The organism is Fictibacillus halophilus, from assembly GCF_016401385.1.
GTDB lineage: Bacteria > Bacillota > Bacilli > Bacillales > Fictibacillaceae > Fictibacillus > Fictibacillus halophilus.
Map to the genome: position 1 here is coordinate 2838397 of NZ_JAEACF010000001.1, position 24135 is coordinate 2862531.

The window sequence follows — 24135 nt, forward strand, 5'->3', positions numbered from 1 at the left end:
CGCTATAATTGACTTCAATCCTGACTTGCTGCACTTTCCTTTGAAACGTTTCTGTATATAAAGAAGGAGTACGTATGCCAACGACTAGATTTCCACTCTCATTCCAAGTTTTGCAGCCTTGTAAGCAGCGAGTCCTACTTCCAATGCTTTTAACCCATCATAACCTGTAATAGATGGCTCTTTTTTTTCTCTTACCGACTCAACAAAATCCTCAACAAGCCCTAAATCAATATCGTTTCCGAAGAACGCATTCTCAACAGGTCTGTCACCGTCTCTGTTATAAACTCGAACATATTCTTTAAAGACGTCCACTGAAACGGTGCCTTCTGTTCCAATCACTTCGATTGTTACGTCACCCCAAATGGGATAGTTCGGCGTCCGCGACCAGCTGGCATCATGAGAAGCGATGATACCACCATCAAAAGTTAACGTGAGCAAACCCGCATCATCAATTTCTCCATCATGGAAGAAAGTATCCACTTCAGCTATAACTTCTTTTACTTCTTGACCAGAGAGCCACCTCATAATATCGACCATATGAACGGTGTGGTCGAAAACCGCTCCGCCGCCGGAAAGAGCCGGCTCTACAAACCAACCCCCTGGGTTTTGACCACGGTTCGTCGTTCGGAAAGAAAGAATTTCTCCAATTCCGCCTGAGTCTACATAGCTCTTCAATCGCTGAATCGGTTCTGCAAATCTGACGGGAAAAGCGGTCTGCAAAATCACGTTGTAACTTTTGCAGATCGAAATCATTTCCTCTGCTTGTTCTACCGAAAGAGCAATTGGTTTTTCACATAGAATGTGTTTACCTGCTTTAGCGGCTGCACACACCATCTCGTAATGCTTTGCATTCTCACTGCAAATGATGACAGCATCCATATCTTGTACTAGAAACTCTTCAATCTCATTAAAAAAATCGCAACCGTATCGAGTTGCCGCCTCCCTGCCTCTTTCCTCTTCTGTATCATATATGGCGGTTAGGCCTGAATCAGGGATTTGTTTAAGACCGTTAGCGTAACTATAAGCGTGCATATGTGCAAAACTCATGATTCCGATTTTCACTTCTTTCACCTCCGAACTTCGTGTTTAATGTTAAGATCAACCCAGGTGGTTAGTTTTTGAAGTTCTTCTTTTAGTAATGGTGTAATTTCAACGGCACGATCGATAAGATAACGTTTTTTCATATATCTTTTATTTCTATTTTCTTTAAAAGTTTGAGCGTGTTCTGACTCATATTCAAGAATCCCTTCTTTTCCGCTCCATTCAAGGTCAAGTCCTTCTGAAACATGAGGAGAAGAAAGGTGTTCATAATGCCCAATCGCATTGGTTGAAAAGCGAATGGTAAAAATACTGTGTGATGTGTTTGAAGTTTCATGTGAGATGCTAACACCTGAAATTCTGGAGATAGGTGAGATGGAATGCTGAATCATATAAAGATCGGAGACAAGATGACTTTTCTCACTCTGGGATGCGTCCGTTTTACTTCGTTTCATACGAAGCACTCCGTTGTTTGTCCAGTTTCGTTCCTTTAATAGTTTTGTAAAAGTTATAAAGGAAGAATTCTGTTTTAAAGGAAAAAGAATTGATGCACGGCGAGTCTCAAGCTGAGCCAAAAGGGCACTCTTTTTACCAAGCAATTCAACATAGTAAGGAGCACTAACATAAAGCGGGGAGTTCGCTAAGATCGCTTCTTGTATTGAATCAAATGCTGCTCCCCCATCACTGCTCACGATTTCATTTTCATATAAAGCTATTAGACTCAAAACGTCACACCTCCTGACTAGCAAGCAGCTTTCTTATTCGTTTAACTGAATCGCGCACCGCAATCTTAGCATCGTCAAACCCTTCATACTCTAGTGATAGCCAAGCGTCCACGCCGTCTCCTTTCAAATTGGAAATAATCTCTGACAGCTCCACTTCTCCGTCACCAGGAATGACTCCGATCCAGTACTTTTCGCCAAGTCCTTTGAAGCCCACATTCGTATCCTCTGAAGTGCGTACCCGGAAATCTTTAAAGTGAACATGCGCGATCTCGTTCTTTAAGTTGTGATACGCAGCAAGCGGATTATCTTCTACTAATAAAAAGTTTCCCGTATCAAATGTAGATTTCACATTCGGACTTCCCACTTCATTCAAAATCTCTTTCATTTGTTCACTTTTCCCGGCCAGGAGTCCGTGGTTTTCAATCGCTAAAATAGCACCTTGAGCTTCAGCATACTTGGCACATTCTTTTAATGATGAGATGATCCACTCCTTGCTGATCGAATAGTCCATGTTCGGTTTAAGATCCCCGCAAAATACTCTTACGCAGTTCGTATTCAATTGTTTTGCCGTATCAATAGCATCCTTCACTTTTTGAATCTCACTTTTTCGTTCTTCTAGCGTTTCTTTTACAAAATCATTGGACACATCATAGCAGGATACTTTTAAAGATGATTCACCTAAAAAACCAATTACTTCTTGAAGTTCTTCCTCTTTGTTCTTCCAATAAAAATCGAGCAATTCCACACCATCTAAATTTAGTGTTTCTGCAAAACGGCAGAAATCAATCACGTTCCAATTCTCTTTTTGGATGACAGAATGCAAGCTGTACATACTCACGCTGACCTTCATAAAAAAACAGCTCCTTTTTTATAGAAGTATTTCTTTTCCAAGACTCGCAGATTCGTAGGCGCCACAAAGCATCTTTATCACTTCTACCCCGTCTTCTACAGGACTTAACGTGGTCGCTTTCCCTAAACAGCTCGCAACAAAGTAATCGATCTCGCTTTGAAACGCTTCTTCAAACTGAAAATTAAGATGGTCAATCTGAGGGGTAATGTTAATGATTGTGTCATGCCTTTCAGTAGTCATCATAAGCTGAGGCTCCAGCTCCAAACCGCCTTTGTCTCCGTATAGTTTCACCGACACATCATCTTTTACGGCATGCAATGTAAAGCTAACATCCACATATAAAGAAGCGCCATTCTCAAATCGAATAAGCGCGGTTGCAAGATCTTCAACTGAATTAAGAGAAGCATCAAAATCTGAGGCTTTATAAAATGATAGATTTTGAATGTTTGAGCGGTTGCCTAGCTTTGAATACGTATGACCGCTAACGGAGACGGGCTTTGGCTTGCCCATGAGATACCAGCAGATATCGATCATATGAACGCCAAGGTCCATGAGGGGACCACCGCCTGATCGATCTTTATCGGAAAACCAGCCACCCGGGTTTCCGAGTCGTCTGATGCACGAGGCTTTCGCATAGTACAGCTCACCAAAATCTCCATTATCTAAAAAAGATTTTACGAGTTTTGTATTTTTGGCATACCTTCTTACAAAACCGACTTGAAGAATTTTTCCACTTGCTTTGACAGCATCTTCAACCCGCTTTGCATCCTCCACTGTCGTACATAACGGCTTTTCAACGAGCACATGCTTACCCGCTTTTAATGCCGCAATGGCTATTTCCGCATGTGTCGCGTTCCACGTACAAATACTAACAGCATCTACGTTCTGGTCAGCAAGTAGATCTTCATACGAGGTGTACAAACTCTGAACATCATAAAGCTTTCCCGCTGTATCCAAACGGTCCTTATTCATATCACAAAACGCGAAAAGCTTAGCTTCTGAATTTGCTGCGTAAGGTTTGACATGAAAATCCGAAATGGAACCCAGGCCGATCACACCTACGTTAAGCATGAGTGAATCCTCCTTTTCTATTTGCGATTCTACCTTTTATTATCCCGTTTCATTACGTTCAATTAGTGTTTCATTTCCAAACTCAATCACTTTTGTTAAGATCGGCGTCTGCTTTTCTTTTAGTTGCTGATAAGCAGCTGGTGCATGAGTTAATGGAACAACATCGTTCATATATGGCGTGACCTTAATCCGTCCTTCACTAAGCAAACGGATAAATTCTTCAACGTTCCTTCCTTCAGTCCAACGAACAAAACCATATGGATAGTCAATGGCACTTTTTTCATAAACCGAATCATATCTTCCCGGCCCCCCCGCTCGTGCAATCAAGATTTGAGCTTCTTTACCAAACATGAGATCACGGGGAAAATTCGGTTCAATATCTCCTACAATAACAACTTTTCCTTTGTCACGAATCCATTTTAAACTCTCGCTAGTAAGCATAGAATCTTTGCCACCCGCACAAAGCAGGGCAGCATCAGCACCATATCCTTTTGTGTTAACACGTATGGCTTCCTTCAGATCATCCATTGTTGTGTATGACGTAATTCCTGTTATTGTTTGAAAAAGCTTTGCTCGCTTAACTGAAATATCATAAGGAAATACTTGATAACCTGCTGCTAAAGCTATTTGTCCGATTAACTGCCCTAGTATGCCAAGACCAACCACGACTACAGATTCACCAAACTGAAGATTTGTTACACGCAGAGAATGAATGGCAATAGCTCCTAACCCTGCAAGTGCCCCCTCTTTTAGATCTACAGAAGATGGTATGGAACTGCAAAGTGTTTTGGGCACGAGCAAATATTCAGCATGTTTGACGTAAGGAGCCCCATAGCAGGCAACCACTTCATTTTCCGAGAATGGTGACGTTCCATTACCACAATTAATGACAGTGCCTACCGCGCTATATCCAAGTGGCCTCTTTGAATCAATGCTTAAAGCGAGCATACCAAGTTCTGTACCAGGACTGATGACTGAAAAATGAGTTTTAATCAGCAGATATCCATCTTTAATTTCAGGAATTGTTTCGTTTATGATTTGCACTTTCCCATCCAACGCTACAACACTTTTCATATAAACCCTCCCTCACGAACATCATTCATTTCTTTTGAAGGTTGATTGAGCTTTATTTCAATTCTCTTACATAACAGTTCTCCACTGATGAATCCTGACCAATAAAGGCGTAACTCATTCGTAATCTCTATTAATTCATCAAAACTTAATCCGAGCTGGTCATACAAGCGAAAAGTAGGTATCGTCTCACGAAACAATTTAAAGCGAGACGGCTGATATACTTGTTCTCCACCTGTTGTTTCAGCGATGTGTTTTACAGCTGGTATACTTAATGTTTCCGTACGGATCTTTTCCTGACATTCATCAGAAGTTATAAAGTCCATCCATGTTCTAGCCGCTTCCAGTCTTGTGGATTGCTTATTGATGGCCATTCCAATCATGAGCATGAGCGTCCTGGCATCTTTTAAATATGGAAGAGGTGCAATATCATATCGTATATTGCCTTTTTTCATTAAGTTTAAGCTGAAGTACGATGACATGATCATCGATACTTTTCCTTCAAGAAATAAATTCTCAGCATCTTGATCACTGTCAGAAAGCAGGTTTTGTACCATCTCCTGCTTTTTAAAAAGTTCTCTGCAAAGGTTTATACATTCCATAAATTTCTCTTTATCAAAAATAACAGCACCGCTAAAATCTCGAGTAAAAGTTACTCCGTTCTGAAAAAGAAAGATCGGCCAGCGGTTTACAGATAAAGAGTGAAAATAAAAGCCGCAATGCTTTTCAGATTTCTTCCATTCTGAAAGCTTGTTGGCTGTTTTAATTACATCATCCCACTGCCAGCCACTATCCGGAACAGCGAGGTTAGCGTCCTCAAAATGCTTCTGGTTATAACACAGTACGATAGGCGAATAGATGAACGGCTTCACATATTGCTCTTTTCGCTGAAACGCTTTTTCAAGAAACGGATATATTTTATTATCCCTTGCTAAAGGTTCAAATAGTTCTTCACTGACGTTTCCAAAACCACAAAAATGATTGTAATTGATCGTAACAACATCAATGATATCGTTTACAAAAAAATCATATACTGTCTGCTGGAAGTGGTCGTATGGAATAGCAATTGTCTGCACTTTGATTAATGGGTACTTTTCCTCGAATAACTGAATCACTTTAGACAGTGCGCCTTCTTGTTTAATAGAAGGATAGTATCCTAGGCGAAGGATTACTTGGTCGTACGGTTTGTTTGAAACGACAAGATTTCCTATACGGGATTTTTTAACGATCAATCCTTGCTTCACCAGTTCTTCCAAACCTTTTCGCACAGAATTTTTACTCAGATCAAATCGTTCTGCTAAAGCAAGTTCAGAAGGTAGATAGTCACCGACTTGAAACTCTCCATCCATGATTTGTTTTTTCGTCGCTTCAATAAAAGTATCTAATTTTTGGTTAAATTCTTCGCGGCTCTTTTTTTCACTCATGTTTTAAACCATCCTTATCATGCAAATCTATTTAAGCCCACTAAGAGCTATTCCTTTAACAAAGTATCGTTGAAAAAACAAAAATATTAAGAAAGTTGGAATGAACGACAGAAGCGATCCAGCCATCTCAACCCCGAAGTTTCCTTCTTTTGTGAGCAATGACGCTAACCCGACAGTAACAGGATACATGTCTTGACTCGTTGTAAAGATTAACGGTGTTAATAGATCATTCCAGTTCGAGATAAAAGCAAAAGTCCCAACCGTTGCAATAACAGGCTTTGACAATGGCAGCATGATCTTAAAAAAGATCGTAAAGTCTCCTGCCCCATCAATTCTAGCTGCTTCTTCCAAATCCTTTGGAAGAGTCTGCATATATTGTTTTACAAAGAACACGCCTAAAATCCCCCAAATTTCAGGAACAATTAACGGAAGGTATGTGTTGATCCAGCCAAATTCACTAAACATGATATAGCGTGGAATGATCAGCAACTGACTCGGAAGCATAATCACAGCCATCATCGCCCAAAAGATTAAATTTTTGAAAGGAAACTCTTTTTTTGCAAAGATGTAGCCTAATACAGCAGCAAAGAACATCTGTGCAAACACGGGTATAACGGTGATAACCGTAGAATTAAAGATCCATTTAATAAAGTCAGCATTCTTTAAAATGTAAGCAAAGTTATCTAGCGTCACTTCCTCAGAAAACCACAACAACGGATTGCCAGTTGGGATTTTCATTTTTAACAGCGATCCAAACACCATTATGAGAAAGGGAATGATAAAACAAAGAGCGATTCCAACCAACGGAATATACGTCCAGCGAGCACTTTTCTGCATACTCTCCCTCCTTTACTTGTAATCTACTTCTCTTCCAAAATACCGTTTTTGAATCAACGAGAGACCAAAGATGATGAAGAACAATACATAGGCTAGAACACTCGCATAACCGAGACGAAGAGATGTAAATCCTTGGTGATACAAATAATAAACAATCGTTGTCGTTGAATAATTCGGACCACCGCTCGTCAGCAGGAACGCTGAATCAAAGATTTGAAACGAGCCGATTGAAGTAATAATTGCCACATAAAAATGAATTGGCAGTAGGAGCGGAAACGTAATCTTCCAAAATATCTTCCAGCGGTTTGCACCGTCAATTCTAGCAGCTTCATAATATTCTTCAGGAATAGACTGCAATCCCGCATAATAATAGATCATCGTACTTCCGCAGACTTTAAAGATACTCAGTCCGGCTAATACGATTAACGCTTGAGCAGAGCTGGATAGAAACAATTGCGTTTCAATTCCTACACTCTGCAATAGTACGTTTACTAACCCATCTTCTGTCCCTCTAAACAACCACGCCCATATAGCTGAAATAACAACAAATGACGTAACAACTGGTAAAAAGAAAACACCTTTAAAAACGGCACTTCCTTTATTGCCTTGATTAATCAGTAACGCTAATGCAAGCCCTAAAGCCATTGTTGGAACAATAAAATAGAGAGAAAAAAGTACAGTATTCCTGATGGCTTTCCACGCTAATTCATCCGAAAAAATATTAATCCAGTTTTGAAGACCAACGAACTCCGCTTCTCCTATAATCGACCATTTCATGAATGTAATGTATAAACTAAAACCTATTGGATATAGATAAAAAATAGCAAAGTGGATAAGGATCGGTATTAAAAAGACATATACAATTGCGTGCTTCTTAAAATTCAGAATCAATCTTTTTGAAAAGCTGGTTTTTGAGTGATTCTGAGGGGGCATTCCAACATCAGTATTGTAAGCTAACTTTGACTCTTTCACTCAAACAACTCCTTACCTGAGTTTTACCGTAATAAAAGATAAAAGGAGGAATAACTCCTCCCCTTAGTTTTATTTCCCCATCTCATCTTTTATTGCCTTAGCAACAGCATCGGCAGCTTCTTTAGGACTCTTTGAACCTTCCATCATCGCCTGCAATTCGGCTTGGATCGTAGGCATGACAACTCGAGCAACTGGATGGATGACACCTGGACTAGCATATTGAACATACTCTGTCATCTTTGCCATGTCTTTGTCCCCATCGTAGATCGCAGTCGCTGATTTTCTAGCCGGAATAAACTTCGTCAGACTGTTGAACGCTTCAGAACTCTCTTTGCTCGTCATTTCTGCTACAAGCTGCGCTGCAAGTTCTTTATGTTTAGAGTTAGATGGAACAACAAACATTCCTGTTGTACCAAAAGTCGCCATTTTTTCTTGTTTAAGTGGTGGACCGATCACATAATCTTTAAAACCTTTTTCTTTTAAACTGCTTACGGTTAAACCAGCTCCCCATACAGCCATAATTTTCCCTTCAACAAAAGGTGTAAAATGGTCGATTGTATTAATTGAATCTTTTGGAATCATATCTTCTTTGTACCATTTTTGAATTCTCTCAAATGCTTCAAGACCATCTTTATTATTAATTAGAACTTTTCCATCCTTAGAAATCACGTCTCCTCCAGATTGCCAAACGAGTGGATATAAAGTAGCATTTGCCGTTGCTCCGCCCTCAAAGGAGCGTCCAAAATATCCTTTATCTTTTGCCTTTTGTGCTAATTCATCAAATTCTTCCCATGTTTCAGGCAGGTTGTTGGGATCTCCACCAATCTCTTTTAAAATCTTCGTGTTATATATATACGTTTGAACTTCTCTCAAAATTGGTAATCCATACATCTCATTCTTGTATGTGACTGATTCAATCGAGCTCTCTTCAAAATCACTTTTATCCCAGTCATCTCCTAAAAGGTCAGTAATGGGTGTTAGGACGCCTTGGTCAGCAAACTGTGCCATGATGTCAGGAATGAGATAGAACACATCAGGACCCTGATCTGCGGCTAATGCAGTAAGTAGTTTTTGCTCACGATTTGCCCATGGAATCTCTTCAAATTTCACTTTTACATTAGGATACTCTTTCTTAAAGGAAGCAGCCATGTTGTCAAAAACTTCTTTTTGTTTATCTTTCAGGTCTTCTCCAACAAAAGGATGAACCCAAACAGTTAATGTAGCAGATGAATTCTTATCCACCTTTCCACCCGTTGATTCACTGTCTTCCGAACAAGCAGCCATAGTGAAAGTAAGGATCAAAACCATGAACAATAATCCAATTTTCTTAAATCCCATTTACCAATTCCCCCTTTAAAGTTATTGAATTCTCAACTCACTCCTTGGTTCATATCTGGTATATAATTTAATCATAAACAACAACTCCAATTATTGTCAATATTATTTTTATTTTCTGAAAACTTTTGTGTTGGTCAGCAAAAGCTCATATGTACTATACCCTCAGCAATATTTAATAGAAGCTTTCATCATTCATTTGCCAAATTAATAATCTTTCAGCTTTAAATTTTAATAAGCTATTCTGGGTTATATCTGGTTCTTAATTAACTTATCTCATTTTTCTATATTTCAAATAATCTTAGTTTTTAAACCTAAACGGTTTTTCATTAAGTTCTAACAACTAAAAATGACCAACTGCATAATTTGTGCAGTTGATCATTTTCTTATAGATTATTGTTATTGAGAAACATTTTCTTCAAAAACCTTCTTCACCTTAGGCACCAAATAGTGACTGCCGCCTCTTCCCTTCACATCTTCAATCATCATCGTAACGAGGAGGGACGGATTCTCGGTATTGTAAGCTACAAACCAGCCTAACTCCATACCGTTTTTGTCTTCTTTACTGGCTTTGAGTTCAGCTGTCCCGGTCTTCCCGGCAAGCGGCAGCTTCGCCATATATGCGTCATGCGCCGTTCCAGCTGGGTTTGAGACCACTTTCGACATATCATCGCGAAGGATTGCTGCTGTTTCTTCAGAAATAACATTTTCCTTCAAAACAGTCGGTTGACCTGCCGCTTCATCTTGAAGAATCTGCGGTTTCAAAAGATTTCCGTTATTCAAAAATGGCGTATACGAGATTCCGAGATGAAGCGTACTCATTTCAACCTTACCTTGCCCATACCCGCTATCTGCGAGCTGGACTTCGGTCATTCCCTCTTCGCCGATCGTGGACGGATTCGCAAGTGGCAAATCCTCACCAAATCCAAATTTTTTCAAGCCGTTCACAAACGGTTCTTCCCCCATCTTCAGCGCGACTTGCGCAAAGTAAATATTGTCTGAGTAAATCAGTGCCTTTTCAAGGTTTACACTTGGCACGGCACTAACACGAGTAACCGTATACTTGCCCCATGATTTATCTTTTTGCCATGACTTGCCGCTCACGTTCATTACATCGCTCGGATTAAGTGTTCCGTTCTCCATCCCGATTGCAGCCGTGATTGGTTTCAATACTGAACCAGGTGCATACGTGTATACGAAACGGTTTAGTGAAGGGTTTTTCGGGTTATCCCGCCATTTTTTACTTACTGCTTCTGTCATTCCGAGCGTGTACTCATTTGGGTTATAAGCTGGGCTGTTTACGAGTGCGAGTATTTCCCCCGTTGTTGGGTGGATGGCAGATGATGTTCCAACATCTCCTTTGAGTTGAGCATAGATAGACTTCTGCACACCGCTATCAATCGTCGTTTTCACGTCTTTACCGTTTACGACCTCATTCTCTGCGACAACCGCTTTTTCTTCTTTTTCACTCGTAAGTACTTTGATAACACCGCCCGCTTGACCGCGAAGCTGTTCTTCGTATAACTTCTCAAGCCCTGCTTTACCGACAAAATCTTGCGCGGTATATCCTTTTCCTTCTAACTTCTTCAGGTCATCTGCGTTCACTTGTGCGATGTAACCTGTTAGATGGGCTGCCGCTTCTCCTAGCGGATATAGTCTCGTTTCAGCTTTCGGTGACTGCACACCTTCTAGTGCGACGGCTTTTTGAATATCTGGGTTATCCGTCTGCATCTTTTTAATCGGCACGCTATATTCAGGTTTAACCCAAGGCTGGTCCAGTTTTTTCTGAACTTCCTCTGGTGTCATGCCTAAAATTTTTGCGAGTGGGACGATTGTCTTGCTTTGGTCTTCCGGCAATTCTTGCGGAACAATGGATACCTCATAAGCTGTTCCGTTAAAAGCTAGCGGATTTCCTTCACGATCTAGAATTGCTCCGCGCTTTGGTGCGATGGATGAAGCTGAGATTCTATCTCCTTCCTTCATCTGTGGGAAGATGTGTGACGGATTCCACTCGACTCTCCAATTCTCTGTATCTTCTTTTTCTTCTAGATTTAGTTTTATGTTATGCGTGTAGTCCACTGGACCCGCAAGTGTGTTCATTTTTACAGAATACGAGGATTGAGCTTTCTTTTCCTCTTTTTCATTTTGTTTCACTTTCCCAGAAGCTTTCACCTTAAGATCTGCAGCTTCAATGCCACCATAAATAGTCTTATAACGATCTACGAATTCTTTTTTCGAGATTTCTTTCTTAGACTTTGAATCTAGCATGTCATACATACTCTCAAAATCTTTTTTCTGCCACGCGGCCATATACTTCTCCACCGTCGATTTAGGCTTTGGCGGTTCAGAACACGCCGTCAAAAATACAAAACAAAGTGCTGCTAATACGAGGATTTTATAAACATTCTTCAAAAACAGAACTCCTTTCCCTACCATTAAACAGTTGTTTAATCATTATAGCAAAATATCTGGTAATAAATGTGTGATAACTACATGATAAAAAAATCACCTTGCGCGTATAGATAAGGATACGCACAAGGTGATAGATTATTAGTAGTTGATACGCTTAGCACCGAGATATCGGTCTTGCCAATACTTATAAGTAAGATTGCTGATCGTCACGCCCGTGCTCGATCCGCTATGAACGAACTGATCATTTCCTAAATAGATGCCAAGGTGTGATGGACCAGTGGCATATGTCTCAAAGAATACAAGATCGCCAACGGCTGGCTTAGAAACAGCCGTTGTGGCGTTCCACATCTGAGCAACCGTCCTTGGAAGTGCAACGTCTTCTTTTGCAAACACATATTGAATAAAACCACTGCAGTCAAAGCCGCTCGGAGTCGATCCTGCCCAAACGTATGGCGTTCCCATAAGTTCTGCCGCGTTCGCGATTACGTTTATCGTAATTTCATTCGGCGTTTTAACGGGCTCTGGCTTTTTGTTCTCCACTTCAGTCATCTTGTCCAAAACGGTTTTGGTTACGATTCCTGTTACGGGTAAGCCGTGTGCCTTTTGAAACGCTTCAACACTATCTTCTGTTACTGTCCCAAAATAGTCCGTGATCATCGGGTATGTAAAGAAGCCTAGATTTTTCAGGCGTGTTTGCAACTGTTTGACTTCCGGCCCTGTTGTGCCAAACTTCAACTCTTTAGAAGTGATTGGCTGGGGTTTGGGAGCTGGTGGTGTCGCCGGTTTTGATGGAGTCGGCGTTGGTTTTGGTGCAGGTGGAGCTGCAGGTGCTTTTTTAGCCGCAACAGATTTCAGAATCAATTCTTGCGTTTTCGCATCAGCCACACCTGTTGCTTTTAACTTTTGACTGATCTGAAATTTACGCACCGCTTCTGTTGTAATCGTTCCATAATAATCGGTCGTTTTATAATATGTAAAATAACCAAGGAACTTTAGGTCTTGCTGAAGCTTCATGACAGCTTGTCCTGTAGAGTTCAGCTTCATCTCATTTGAAGAAGTGTTAGCCGCTGGGTTTGATGCAGCTGGCTTTGATGGAACCGGCTTTGCTGTTATCGGCTTTGGTGCTGGTTTCGGGGCCGTTTCTTGAAACGAATTCTGCAACAGCTTGCTATACGTATTTTTCCCCACGATCCCATCTACAACGAGTCCGTTCGCTCTCTGAAAATCCATAACTGCCTTTTTTGTAACCGGTCCAAAGTACGTTGTTGTTTGTGAATCTTTAAAGTATCCTTTTTGCTTTAAAATGGATTGCAGTTGCTGAACATCAGCATGCGTTGTCCCCGGTTTCAGTGTGTTATCACCTAAGGCAGCTTCACCAACGAGAGGAACAGCAAAAAATGCACCAGCAAACGCAGAAGTCATCACTAACCGTTTTACAACCGTGTTCTCCATGTTCTCCTCCTTCAAAAATACCGTTTATTACATATATCGGCAATTATGGATATTTATTTAAGTGTTCTTTCGACATAAAACGAAAAAAAGCCTGCTGGCTTTTTTTAATTTCCTTCTATTAGACTACGAATTGCACATTGAAGCTTATTTTCTGCTACAGTTTGGGTCGATTTCCTTTGCTCAACACCCTTTACTAGATCATTTATCATAGTACGCCGTTCTTTAGCCATCCTTCTCACCTCATTCGGATTAGGTCCACCCTGAATGCTGCGCCTTTTCACGAATTGGATGGGACAAATGATTTCTTCCCATTCTTTTTTAGTGAGAGATAGATGTTGATGATGAGATGACAAGATATGTTGAACTGTTTGAAGTGATAATTCGTTAAGCTCTATTTTCTCTGATGAACACTTTTTAGCTATCGTACTTGCTATCTTGTGTGCCGCTCGAAACGGCACGCCCTTTTCTTTCGCTAAATAGTCCGCAAGCTCTGTAACCGTGATACAAGATGTTTTCGCACGAGCAAGTGCTATCTCTTTGTTCACTTCGACCGTTCGAATGACCGCATGCATGAGGTGCATCACTCGGTTCGCTTTTTCGTAACTTCTATATAAATGTGGTTGAAGATCGTCTTCTGTATCCACGATATCGCCAAACGGTGTGTTGTGGATCATGTGGATTGCCGAGAGTGCTTCTCCTGCTGATGAACTGGCAAGTGCCCGCGAATGCTCAATGGAAACCGGATTTCGTTTTTGTGGCATGATTGAGCTAATCTGCACGTATGGATCTGCCACTTTTATAATGCCATGTTCACGGGTAACGAGCTGAAGGAAGTCTACAATCCAACGTCCGCTGTTCGTCATCAACGTTAACACCGCCGTCGCGGTTTCTATCAGATAATCCGCACCAGCAACAGCGTCGTATGAGTTCTCGATTAGTTTGGAGAAACCGAGCAGTTCACAAACTCGATGGCGGTCGATTGGAAAACTCGTTGTGGAGAGTGCTGCCGCTCCCATTGGTGAACAGTTCACTGTTTCGTACGCAGATTGAAGACGTTCGATATCTCGTAAAAGGATGTCTAGCACAGCGGTTAAGTAGTGTCCGAGAGTTGTTGGTTGTGCAGGCTGGGTATGGGTATAGGCGGTCATGACAGTTTCCGCGTGTTCGTCGATCTTTTCTAGAAGGGCTGTTGCGAGTAAAAGTGCGCTTTCTGTGAGTGTGAGGATGTGTTCTCGGAGCACGAGACGGTACATGGCGATTCCCATATCGTTTCGGCTTCGCGCCATATGCATACTGCCCGCAAGATCGGGTCCGATTTCTTCACTAATTTTGTGCTCGATCATGAAGAATAGATCTTCGAATTGTGGATCATAGGTTAGTGTTTGTGGGTCGATCTTCGCTATAGCTTCTACACCTCTGAGTATTTTCGCGGCATCACTTTTATCTAAGATTCGTTGTTCAGATAGCATCACAACATGTGCGCGGTGGATGTTAAACATATGTTTAAAAAGATAGTCTCTTTGGTCGTTGAATACCGGGCGCAGTAAGTGTTCCACGTATGTTTTGCCGGGGAACTCCGTGCCTTCTTGTTTGATAAAATTGTCTTTGGATGGCATTTATTCCACCCCTCCAGATTTATGGCATTTCTTATAGTTTATTTTTAGAGAACGATATTGGTGAAGATGTGCAGATATACAAAAAGCGCCTTCAGTATTATGATATACCTCAAGGCGCTTCAATCTGTTATCCGCTTTTTTCTGTTAACTTCACTTTATCAAAACTAATTACGTGTTCATTTGGTGCCTTCATTACAGAAGGTGAGCTTTTACTCTTTTTATTAGAAGGGACATTATATTCTCTCTGGTTCCATCTTATTAAACCTGATGCCATAAAATTCACAGCTAAAATCGTTAAAGTAAAGGCTAATATAGGGCCGAACAGCATCCAAGGATAAGACATAAAGCTGTTCCAGCTCTTTCCAATCAAGCCACCCCATTCAGATGATAGAGAGAAAGACTCCATAAGTAAGTTACCCTCTAAATCCATTTCCATGATAACTTGTTTTCCACCACCAATAAAAATATCCAGCAGTGCTAGATGGGCAAACAAGGTTAACACTTGTCCCACTTGCTGAACAAACAATATGATAATTTTAGGTATCAAAAAGGGTGTTACGTGTTTTAGAAAAATGTGCATTGAACTTCCACCGATCAGTCTGCAGCTTGAAATAAACTCCTTACTAAATACATGCTCAATTTCTCTCATGATTAAAACAGATAGAATCGGTATTGCCAATGCTACAATGACTCCTATTGTGAGTAATAATTTCACTTTTTCATCATAAGACCATGAAAATGCAATTATTGCCGGCGAGAGTAACAAGTAGGCAAATATGGCAGTAGGTGCATAATGATACGCATCACATAGAACCTCTATTTTGTCTTTTAATAGCTTTGGTAACGTATAGAAGATATACCCTAGGATAAATGAGAGGACGATTCGTATTAAACTTAATAGAATAGCTAAACCGACTGTATACTTCGCTCCTTCGATTAAGTTTGTTAGAACACTTTTCCCTTCTTTATCAGAGCCTAAAAGGAAATCTTCTGAAGGAGGAAACGGTGCTCGAGCCACTACCTCTTGCTCCTCATTATAAAGAACAGCTTGAGGTTTATCATTTGGATCTTTTATTCCATAGGTGTAAACATAACTCATGACGAATAGCGTTGATAAAAATAAAAAGCCAAAAACAAATGACTTCTCCTTCAATAGTCTGTTCATAGACTCATATCTCCTTTTATCTTTTTGGAAATAACGGCAGAAGCCAAATGAAACAAACAATAATACGGGATAAAGATTAATAATATGCTTACCGTCACAAGGTCAGGATTCATACTTCCGTAAGTTTTGATATGTGTCATAATTCCATGAATATTAAATATAATTTCTAGCACAAAAAGGTTTGATAGTGAAAACCAGAATATAGTTTTAAAGTGAAAGAGAAGAGTGAATATGGCATTCCGTAGTATATGCACAAATATGATGTAATACATAGATAAGCCTTTTCCTTTAGCCATCTCTACATAGGATTGCTTTTCCTCTTCTTCTAATGAGATCAATAAATACTTTGTAATATATATAGAAGGAAGAATACTCAAACAAAGTACTGGCAGAAAAAATGCGGGTTTACCAAAAACGTTCACGATCTGAAACAACAAAATATCTGTTTTTTTATAAATCCAGATAATCAAAAACTGTAAGAGGAAAATAATAAAAATATCTGGAAGTGATTCAACCACAAATAACACTTTCTTAACTTTATCTCTTTGATGTGTTGGTAATAGCATGGTGAGGAAACTAGTAATTACAGCCAGAATCAATCCTATACAAAGGGCTGCTATTAAATATTTTACCGACATCAAATATAGCTGATTCAGTTCTGGGAAAACGGGGTGATACTCTTTGAATTTATAATATTGAAAGTCTTGGATAGAGAAAATGTTTCCCAACATCTCTTTAACATGATTAAAGTAGCTCCCTACATTAAATTGAACAGAATCATAGAGAAAAAGGGTGTTTTCTATTTCGTTATTCTCAATCATCTTAAGTACTTTAAGCTGCCTATCAATGTCATAGATTAGAAACGGTAAAGAACCTACCATAAGAATACTGATACACAGCAACAGAAAATTTACACTAAGCTTGACGACTTTCATGTTCCTCCCCCACCTTTTCCTCGCCTACTTAACGTTCTAGTTATTATCTACCTTTCAAATACAGGATTGTTATTCCAACTAACAGTTACAGTTACTTACAATCACTTTCTATTTTATTGCATTTTTTTACAATTCTCAAACTTTTTTGGAATATTATAACTTTTAAATTATACTAAGTTACGTAGATCGTTTATCAATGGAGGCAAAACATGAACATTAGCACACAAATTGGACTTAAGATTAAAGAAATGAGAACTCTTCAAAAAATGACACAAGAAGAGCTTTCTAAAGGAATTGTTAATCGAAGTTTTATCAGTCAGCTTGAAAAAGGTATGGTTAGTCCTTCCATTGAAACATTAGAAAAATTAGCTCATCGATTAGACTGTTCTATTTCTTATCTCATCGGCCAAAGTGAACGGAACAGTGCTCTTGAACAATTAAATATTAGTAGCTTATTAGATAACATCGAATCTTATTTAAATGAAAGTCTGATAGATAAGGGTAAAAAAGCATTTGAGAGTCTTTCTGGAGAATGGCTTGAAAGAATGAACACCTATGAAAAAGGCAAATACCTTTGGGTAAAAGCTCGATTAAAATGGTTTGAAGGTGACTATCATGAGGCTGAAATAATTACTCGGAAAGCCATTGATCTCTTAGAGGACCAATATTCTAATCAGTTGGGGAAACTGTACAATTTTTTGGGGATTATTTCGTTTCGGTTAAAAAAAATAGAGGAATCGTTTAAATCCTTTTCATCTGCTTTATACTACACTCACCAATTTCCTTCAGATTACAATCTTAAGGTAGAAACCAATTTAAATATGGGTGTATATCATACCCACTTAAAAGAGTATCAATCGGCTGCCTTTTATTTAAAAAAAGCATTAGAAGCTGCAGAAAGTCATTCCTCTCTCTTTAAATTAGGAGAAATTCAAATGACTTTAGGTATAACATATAAAAATCTTAGTAGTTATGACCTTGCGATTCACTCCTACTTACATGCAGAAGAGATATTTAACATTAATCATGAAAATGAACAGTTGGCTGCTGTCTACTTTAATCTTGGTCTTCTTTATAGAGAAAAGGAGAGTATTGCAAAAGCGACTGATTATTTTATGAATGCTAAGCAAATTTATCTTTCCCTATTAAATAGCGAACTAGGAACTAAATGTGATGTTCAGATCATAAAAAATTGCCTATTAGAAGATGACTTTGTAAAAGCATACGAATTGTGGAAAAACATAGAAACAGCAATCACCAATAGCTATGACCGCTTGTTGTTAAAAGGAATCTTTCATTTGCAAAACTATAAGAATTACAAAAATCGTAATGAATTGCTACAAAGTGTTGCCTTTTTTAAAGAAGCGTTAAACTCAACAGAAGATGTCGATCGCAGGCTTGATCTACAAAAGCACGTTAATAAACACTTTATAAAAGATGAATTGTTTGAAGAAGCTAAAGAAATATTATCCGACCTATAAAATAAATGGGCCAAGAAAGGAAGGAGTATCCTTCTTCTTGGCCTTTGATTTTAGTTTTGAGATAAAACCGCAACAAACTCACGCATATAATCCGGTAGATCCGGTGGACGGCGGCTGGAAACGAGGTGACCGTCAACTACGACAGGTTCATCGATCCATGTTGCGCCCGCGTTTTCCATGTCATCCTTAATTCCTGGTGTACTTGTTACTTTCTTTCCTTGCAAAACTTTTGCTGAAACAAGAACCCAGCCGGCATGACAGATCTGGCCGATCGGCTTTTTGTTATTCTCCATATGCTGAACCATCTCGATCACCTCTGGAAAACGGCGCAGCTTGTCCGGTGCCCAACCACCCGGTACTAAGATTGCATCGTAATCTCCAGCATTCACATCACCAAACGCATAATCAGCATCAGCCGGAACACCGTATTTTCCGATGTACGTCTCTCCTGCTTTCTCTCCTACAAGTTCCACGATCGCCCCTTCTTCACGCAATCGCAAGATCGGATACCACAATTCCAAATCCTCAAAATCATGATGCACAAGACTGAGCACTTTTTTACCTTTTAAACGCATGTTTAACACCTCCACTATTTTTATATCCCTAATAGCGTAACATGAATCCTAGCTGAGACACTATTCTTCCACTTCAACAGAAATGTATGTTACGATTTTTTAATAGAAAATAGAGGGAGACTGATTATAGATGGGCAAATGCACGATCGACCACACGTTAGAAGATGTGAAGCAAAAGCTTGCCGAACAATCCGCTTTTATGCCGCGTGAACTCGTAATGGAGGTTGGCGACTCATTATCTGATGATAGTGATCAGACCTACTTAAATGAAGTGTTTCATCTTTTGAAAAAGTACGACCTTGCGGATGAAAGTGAAAGAGAGAAACGAAACGGCAAATTGAGTGAATTAGTAAAATAAGAGTGATGGCAGCAAAAAACACTTGGAATCGTCTCCAAGTGTTTTTATCATTTAATTAATAGGAATCGATTGTTCTGGTAATTTGCCCGGCTTATCTGCACTCGGATTTGCTGAATGCTCAAATGGGACTACATAATATTTTTCCGAATCCATATCGATTGCACTAAATCGGTTATAAGATTCTTCCGGTGTAACAGAAACCGTGTCCGGCAAGATCTCAGTTCCAGATCCACTTACAATTTTAAACGCGATGTGGTTCTCTTCACCTGGCCAGTCATAATACAGCACGGTGGAAATGGGTGTGACGATCATTTTTTCTAGTTTTATAAAGCGTCCGTTCTCAAGTTTTATCTTTTGATCAAGCGTGATCGTTTTACTCGCCGCTGCTAACTTTTCGGTGGGAACTTCAATATCAAACACCCACGGCTGATTCATTTTCATCTCTAAATCTAAGCGATCGTACTCGATATGAAATCGGACCTTCTCCCCGATTGGGATCTCTTTTAACTGAACTTCGTTGTAAACCGTAAACATGGAATTGTTCAATTCTATCGATTGCCCGCCTGTACTGGACGTTAAGTCTTTACCGTTCATCTTCACTTTAGGCATAGGGTGCATCTTATGATGAAAGTCGATCCCGTCTGCTGGTTCATAGGTCGAACTTATGAGTAATCGTCCGCCATCGATCATCACTTCGTTCAACGTCAATTTCCCCTTCTCGTTTTCAGCAGTTTGCCCGATCGCTGTTTTATAGGAAGAAAAATCAAGATTCTCGTTTTGATTCAAATATTTTTCAATTGTTTCACCTACAAATGGCATATTAGCTATAGATACGATGCCTGTACTTAGTGATAATCCCGTCGCTACGAGCATGGCCGCTGCTACACCCATATACTTCTTTACCTGCGATGGCTTTTGTTTTTTTACTTTCTTTAGTACTCGCTTTTCCCATTGCTTTTTTTCAAAATGAGAAAGGTCTTGCTCTTCATATTGTTTCAAATCTATATCCATTTCGTTTAATTCGCGATAGATTGTCATATCTTCACTCCTCATGCTTCATTATTTTGAAACAAAAACCCTTTTAGTTTTTTACGTCCCCGGGATAACTTGTTGTACACCCAGGATTCTCTCTCGTTATATTCATGAGCGATCTCACTTGACGTGTTTCCTTCTAAATAGTACTTTTCAAAAATCCGTCGTTCACCGGGAGGTAACTGCTGAAGCAACTCATCAACGAGAATTTCTTCTCGTGACTTTTGTGACAGCAAGTTGGATTCGGTAAAGTCCGGCACTGAAAATTGTTGTTTTTGTAGAGAGATCTGTCTTCTCCCATAATCGATTGCTTTATATTTCGCTACAGCTGCGATCCATTGTTTGAACGTATTTTTCGTTGGGTCAAAGGAATGAACATTGTTCCAAACGGAAAGTAAAACATCGTCAAGGCACTCTTCATAATCTTGTTGCTGGTAATTCACATGACGCTTGATGATTGCTGTGAGAAGACCACCGTACTGCTGGATCATGAAAGAGATCGCATTTTCATTTTTATCTATTAATTGTTGTACAACATTTTCTTCTGTAACTTTCAATCGTACACCCCTCCTGCTGATTATTGGTACCTACTATGTATTACGAAATGAATGGGGGAAATCTATCACTTATCAAAAAATTTGTTAAGGAAGTAAGCATTTGGAAGAATCACTACGCTATAAAGCATACCTTTATTTCCTTATTAATTGTCTATATATGTTCAAAAGAAATACGATTACTCAAATATAGTGAATCGTTTCGATTTTCCATTGACTCTCAAAATGAAAGCGCTTATAATTTTTGTTATCAGGTTTATCGAAACGTTTCGATTACGTCAGACCATACACATTAAACGATATCCAGGAGGTTTTCTTTATGCTTAAGCAAAACGTGCAACACTTAATTCAAGACATGACATTAGAAGAAAAGATCAGCCAGTTGGTTCAGCTTGCTACTCCTTTCTTTAAAGGTTCATCTGATCAAGGCTTCATCACAGGTCCTATGCAGGAAATGGGGATTACGGATGACGTGATTCGCAATACGGGATCTGTTCTCGGTGGATCAGGAGCTCGTGAAACGCGCAACATCCAAGACGCACATTTAAAAGAAAACCGTCATGGCATTCCTTTATTGATGATGGCTGATATCGTACATGGCTTTAAGACTATCTTTCCGGTACCTCTTGCGATCGGCTGTTCATGGGATATGGAACTTGCTGAAAAAAGTGCAGAGATCGCAGCAAAAGAAGCATCTGTTTCAGGTGTTCACGTAACGTTCGCGCCAATGGTCGACCTTGTTCGTGACCCACGCTGGGGGCGTGTGATGGAATCAACGGGTGAAGATGGTTTCTTGAACAGTGAGTTCGCTCGTGCGTTCGTTCGTGGTTTCCAAGGAACAGATCTAACGAACGACAAAGACCGTGTTGCGGCTTGCGTGAAGCACTTTGCAGCATATGGTGCTCCAGAAGGCGGACGCGATTACAATACGGTGAACATGTCTGAGCGTCAGCTTCGCGAGTCTTACCTGCCGGCTTATAAAGCCGCGCTTGATGAAGGCTGTGAGATGGTGATGACGGCGTTCAATACAGTTGACGGTATTCCAGCAACAGCAAACAAGAAGCTGATGCGCGACCTTCTTCGTGACGAGTGGGGCTTTGACGGTGTGATCATCTCAGACTGGGGTGCGGTAAAAGAGCAGCTTCCGCACGGTGTGGCTGAAGATGAAGCTGAAGCAGCATACAAAGCACTGACAGCTGGTGTTGACATCGAGATGATGACCACGTGCTACGTGGACCATGTGAAAGAGCTTGTGGAAAGCGGCAAGTTATCGGAATCTCTCGTTGATGAATCGGTAGAACGTATTTTAACGTTGAAGCAGAAGCTTGGACTTTTTGAAGATCCGTACCGTGGTGCAGATGAGAAGCGTGCGGAAGAAGTGATTCTGTGTGAGGAGCACCGTGATGTAGCACGTGAACTTGCTGCGAAATCGTGTGTACTTTTAAAAAATGAAGGTGGCGTTCTTCCCCTTAAACCAACGCAAAAGATAGCGCTGATCGGTCCATTCGCTACAAATGGTGATCTGATGGGACCTTGGTCGTGGCAAGGTGTGTTTGATGACGTGGTAAAAGTAGATACAGGATTGTTAAACAAGTTAGCTGATCCATCTCTATTAACCGTTGCGGATGGTTGTGAGGTTGAGTCTGTAACAACTGAGCAGCTGGAAAAAGCGGTTCGTGTTGCGAGTGATGCGGATGTGATCGTGCTCGCACTTGGAGAAGCTTCATTCATGAGTGGTGAAGCGGGATGCCGTGCTGACATTCGTCTGCCCGAGCCTCAGCTTCAACTGATTCAAGAGATGAAAAAGTTAGGTAAGCCGATTGTAACGGTACTCTTTAACGGTCGTCCGCTCGACCTGCATGGTGTGGTAGATCAAGTGGATGCAGTATTAGAAGCTTGGTATCCAGGTACTGAAGCCGGTGCTGCGATCGCTGATCTTTTATTCGGAGATGTGAATCCGTCTGGTCGTTTATCGATGTCATTTCCGTATTCAGTAGGTCAGGTTCCGGTTTATTACAACCACTTTAACACAGGTCGTCCACAACCGACTCCAGAAAATAAAGAGCGCTATCTGTCTCATTATCTGGACATTCCGAACGAGCCTCTATTCCCGTTCGGTTTCGGGTTGAGCTATACAGAGTTTAAGTATGACGATGTGAAGTTGTCTAGTGATGTGTTGACAGAGGATGAGGCGATTACAGCTTCTGTAACCGTTACGAATACAGGCGATGTTACTGGTGAAGAGCTAGTTCAGCTCTATATCCGCGATATTGCGGGTGATGTTGTTCGTCCGGTGAAAGAGTTAAAAGGTTATAGAAAGATTGTTCTTGAACCAGGTGCGTCCGAGGAAGTTACATTCGAGATCACAGAAGAAATGCTTCGCTATCACCACGAGAACCTTGAGTTCAAGAGTGATGCAGGTAAGTTTACAATGTTTATCGGGAAAAACAGCCATGATGTGGCGAGTGTTCCGTTTAGGTTGGTAAAATAAATTGGTTAAGAGGACGCCTTTTGAGGTGATCCTCTTTTTTTCATGCGATTTATAGCTAAAAGAACCCAATAATAACAATTCAAAAAAACATCCATCCAAAAAAGACGTAACTGGCTGTTCGACTGAATGTCCTCACTTCATAAGGCAGGAGCCATTTTACTTGAAAATAAGGGATGACAGAAATAACGGGAAGAAATATCGGGAAAAAGAATCCTGCCATTAGAGCAACGTTGCCCAACGCTTCTATTGTCATGTCCCGGTCTGCCCCACCTGCGAGTAGAAGAAAGAACCACGCAAGATATACAAACCAGATGGATTTTAGAAAGCGTCTCTGTTCCAAGCTCGATTCATATTGAAGAATACACAGCAATAGTAAACAGCCTAATACATAAGTCCACCATGTATCCACTTGAAAATAACTAGTAAGGATTATAACTAAACCAATAATAGCAAGACTATTCCGTCTTAACTTGCTGTTATGCTTAAGTACTTTCATTCTTTCCACCTCTCTATAGGTGATTTATACCAACAGAAGAGACTAGAGTAAATGTTTTTCTTCGTTTTACGGTACGTGTTTTTATATTTATTACGCGTTCACCGGTAATTGGGGTGTGACCACCTGTAAAGTACGTTTTTCCACCGGTAAATCCTTCGTGACCACCTGAAACTAGGACCTCATCACCGCTAAATGCACTTTCATCACCGGTAAACACTCCAAACAAGCTGAAACACCAACTAAAC

22 protein-coding genes are annotated in these 24135 nt (G+C 40.2%); 3 read left to right on the plus strand and 19 right to left on the minus strand.

Annotated features, from left to right (window positions below):
• Positions 1–84: 84 nt before the first annotated feature.
• From I5J82_RS14600 to I5J82_RS14665, 14 genes are all read right to left on the minus strand, one after another.
• Entirely contained in the window at positions 85–1062 is a 978-nt protein-coding gene (locus tag I5J82_RS14600; protein WP_198768451.1) for a Gfo/Idh/MocA family protein, read from the minus strand.
• Between the two features lie 5 nt (positions 1063–1067).
• Complete coding sequence (locus tag I5J82_RS14605) at positions 1068–1763, minus strand: hypothetical protein (protein WP_198768452.1); 696 nt, start codon at positions 1761–1763, stop codon at positions 1068–1070.
• Positions 1764–1767: 4 nt separating this feature from the next.
• Entirely contained in the window at positions 1768–2613 is an 846-nt protein-coding gene (locus I5J82_RS14610) for a sugar phosphate isomerase/epimerase family protein (protein WP_198768453.1), read from the minus strand.
• 18 nt (positions 2614–2631) lie between these two features.
• A complete protein-coding gene (locus I5J82_RS14615; protein ID WP_198768454.1) occupies positions 2632–3684 on the minus strand; it encodes a Gfo/Idh/MocA family protein in 1053 nt (350 codons plus the stop codon).
• Positions 3685–3723: 39 nt separating this feature from the next.
• Complete coding sequence (locus tag I5J82_RS14620) at positions 3724–4758, minus strand: zinc-dependent alcohol dehydrogenase (RefSeq protein WP_198768455.1); 1035 nt, start codon at positions 4756–4758, stop codon at positions 3724–3726.
• Positions 4755–6179, minus strand: a complete 1425-nt coding sequence (locus I5J82_RS14625) for an extracellular solute-binding protein (protein WP_198768456.1) — start codon at positions 6177–6179, stop codon at positions 4755–4757. Before I5J82_RS14625 ends, I5J82_RS14620 begins: the two co-directional genes overlap by 4 nt.
• Before the next feature lie 27 nt (positions 6180–6206).
• Positions 6207–7016: a carbohydrate ABC transporter permease gene (locus tag I5J82_RS14630; RefSeq protein ID WP_198768457.1), complete on the minus strand. Its 810-nt coding sequence runs from the start codon at positions 7014–7016 to the stop codon at positions 6207–6209.
• A gap of 12 nt (positions 7017–7028) precedes the next feature.
• On the minus strand, positions 7029–7949 hold the full coding sequence (locus tag I5J82_RS14635) for a carbohydrate ABC transporter permease (RefSeq protein ID WP_198769032.1): 921 nt from the start codon (positions 7947–7949) through the stop codon (positions 7029–7031).
• 108 nt (positions 7950–8057) lie between these two features.
• A complete protein-coding gene (locus I5J82_RS14640) occupies positions 8058–9326 on the minus strand; it encodes a sugar ABC transporter substrate-binding protein (RefSeq protein WP_198768458.1) in 1269 nt (422 codons plus the stop codon).
• Positions 9327–9722: 396 nt separating this feature from the next.
• Positions 9723–11735, minus strand: a complete 2013-nt coding sequence (locus I5J82_RS14645; protein WP_198768459.1) for a penicillin-binding transpeptidase domain-containing protein — start codon at positions 11733–11735, stop codon at positions 9723–9725.
• A gap of 138 nt (positions 11736–11873) precedes the next feature.
• Positions 11874–13187 (minus strand): C40 family peptidase, encoded by a 1314-nt coding sequence (locus I5J82_RS14650; protein WP_198768460.1) that lies wholly within the window; start codon positions 13185–13187, stop codon positions 11874–11876.
• 104 nt (positions 13188–13291) lie between these two features.
• The gene (gene argH, locus I5J82_RS14655; RefSeq protein WP_198768461.1) at positions 13292–14803 is read right to left on the minus strand and encodes an argininosuccinate lyase; all 1512 of its coding nucleotides are present in this window, start codon (positions 14801–14803) and stop codon (positions 13292–13294) included.
• Between the two features lie 127 nt (positions 14804–14930).
• Entirely contained in the window at positions 14931–15968 is a 1038-nt protein-coding gene (locus I5J82_RS14660) for an ABC transporter permease subunit (protein ID WP_198768462.1), read from the minus strand.
• Positions 15965–16903, minus strand: a complete 939-nt coding sequence (locus tag I5J82_RS14665; protein ID WP_198768463.1) for an ABC transporter permease subunit — start codon at positions 16901–16903, stop codon at positions 15965–15967. The genes I5J82_RS14660 and I5J82_RS14665 overlap by 4 nt, the downstream gene beginning before the upstream one ends.
• 209 nt (positions 16904–17112) lie before the next feature.
• Here I5J82_RS14665 and I5J82_RS14670 point away from each other — a divergent pair, with 209 nt between their 5' ends.
• Positions 17113–18384, plus strand: a complete 1272-nt coding sequence (locus tag I5J82_RS14670; RefSeq protein ID WP_198768464.1) for a helix-turn-helix domain-containing protein — start codon at positions 17113–17115, stop codon at positions 18382–18384.
• A 50-nt stretch (positions 18385–18434) separates the two neighbouring features.
• On the opposite strand, the gene I5J82_RS14675 is transcribed toward I5J82_RS14670, so the two are convergent.
• Positions 18435–18959, minus strand: a complete 525-nt coding sequence (locus I5J82_RS14675; protein WP_198768465.1) for a type 1 glutamine amidotransferase domain-containing protein — start codon at positions 18957–18959, stop codon at positions 18435–18437.
• A 130-nt stretch (positions 18960–19089) separates the two neighbouring features.
• Between I5J82_RS14675 and I5J82_RS14680 the strand changes: the two genes are divergently transcribed.
• On the plus strand, positions 19090–19317 hold the full coding sequence (locus I5J82_RS14680; protein ID WP_144697689.1) for a group-specific protein: 228 nt from the start codon (positions 19090–19092) through the stop codon (positions 19315–19317).
• A gap of 51 nt (positions 19318–19368) precedes the next feature.
• On the opposite strand, the gene I5J82_RS14685 is transcribed toward I5J82_RS14680, so the two are convergent.
• Positions 19369–20355, minus strand: coding sequence for a DUF4179 domain-containing protein (locus tag I5J82_RS14685; RefSeq protein ID WP_198768466.1), 987 nt, complete (start codon positions 20353–20355; stop codon positions 19369–19371).
• 11 nt (positions 20356–20366) lie between these two features.
• Positions 20367–20906 carry a sigma-70 family RNA polymerase sigma factor gene (locus tag I5J82_RS14690; RefSeq protein ID WP_198768467.1) on the minus strand — a complete coding sequence of 180 codons (540 nt, stop codon included), beginning with the start codon at positions 20904–20906 and terminating at the stop codon, positions 20367–20369.
• A gap of 316 nt (positions 20907–21222) precedes the next feature.
• Here I5J82_RS14690 and bglX point away from each other — a divergent pair, with 316 nt between their 5' ends.
• The gene (bglX, locus tag I5J82_RS14695; RefSeq protein WP_198768468.1) at positions 21223–23394 is read left to right on the plus strand and encodes a beta-glucosidase BglX; all 2172 of its coding nucleotides are present in this window, start codon (positions 21223–21225) and stop codon (positions 23392–23394) included.
• 79 nt (positions 23395–23473) lie between these two features.
• Here the strand turns inward: bglX and I5J82_RS14700 are convergent, their stop codons facing one another.
• On the minus strand, positions 23474–23890 hold the full coding sequence (locus I5J82_RS14700) for a hypothetical protein (protein WP_198768469.1): 417 nt from the start codon (positions 23888–23890) through the stop codon (positions 23474–23476).
• A 13-nt stretch (positions 23891–23903) separates the two neighbouring features.
• The gene (locus tag I5J82_RS14705) at positions 23904–24116 is read right to left on the minus strand and encodes a hypothetical protein (protein WP_198768470.1); all 213 of its coding nucleotides are present in this window, start codon (positions 24114–24116) and stop codon (positions 23904–23906) included.
• Positions 24117–24135: the final 19 nt, after the last annotated feature.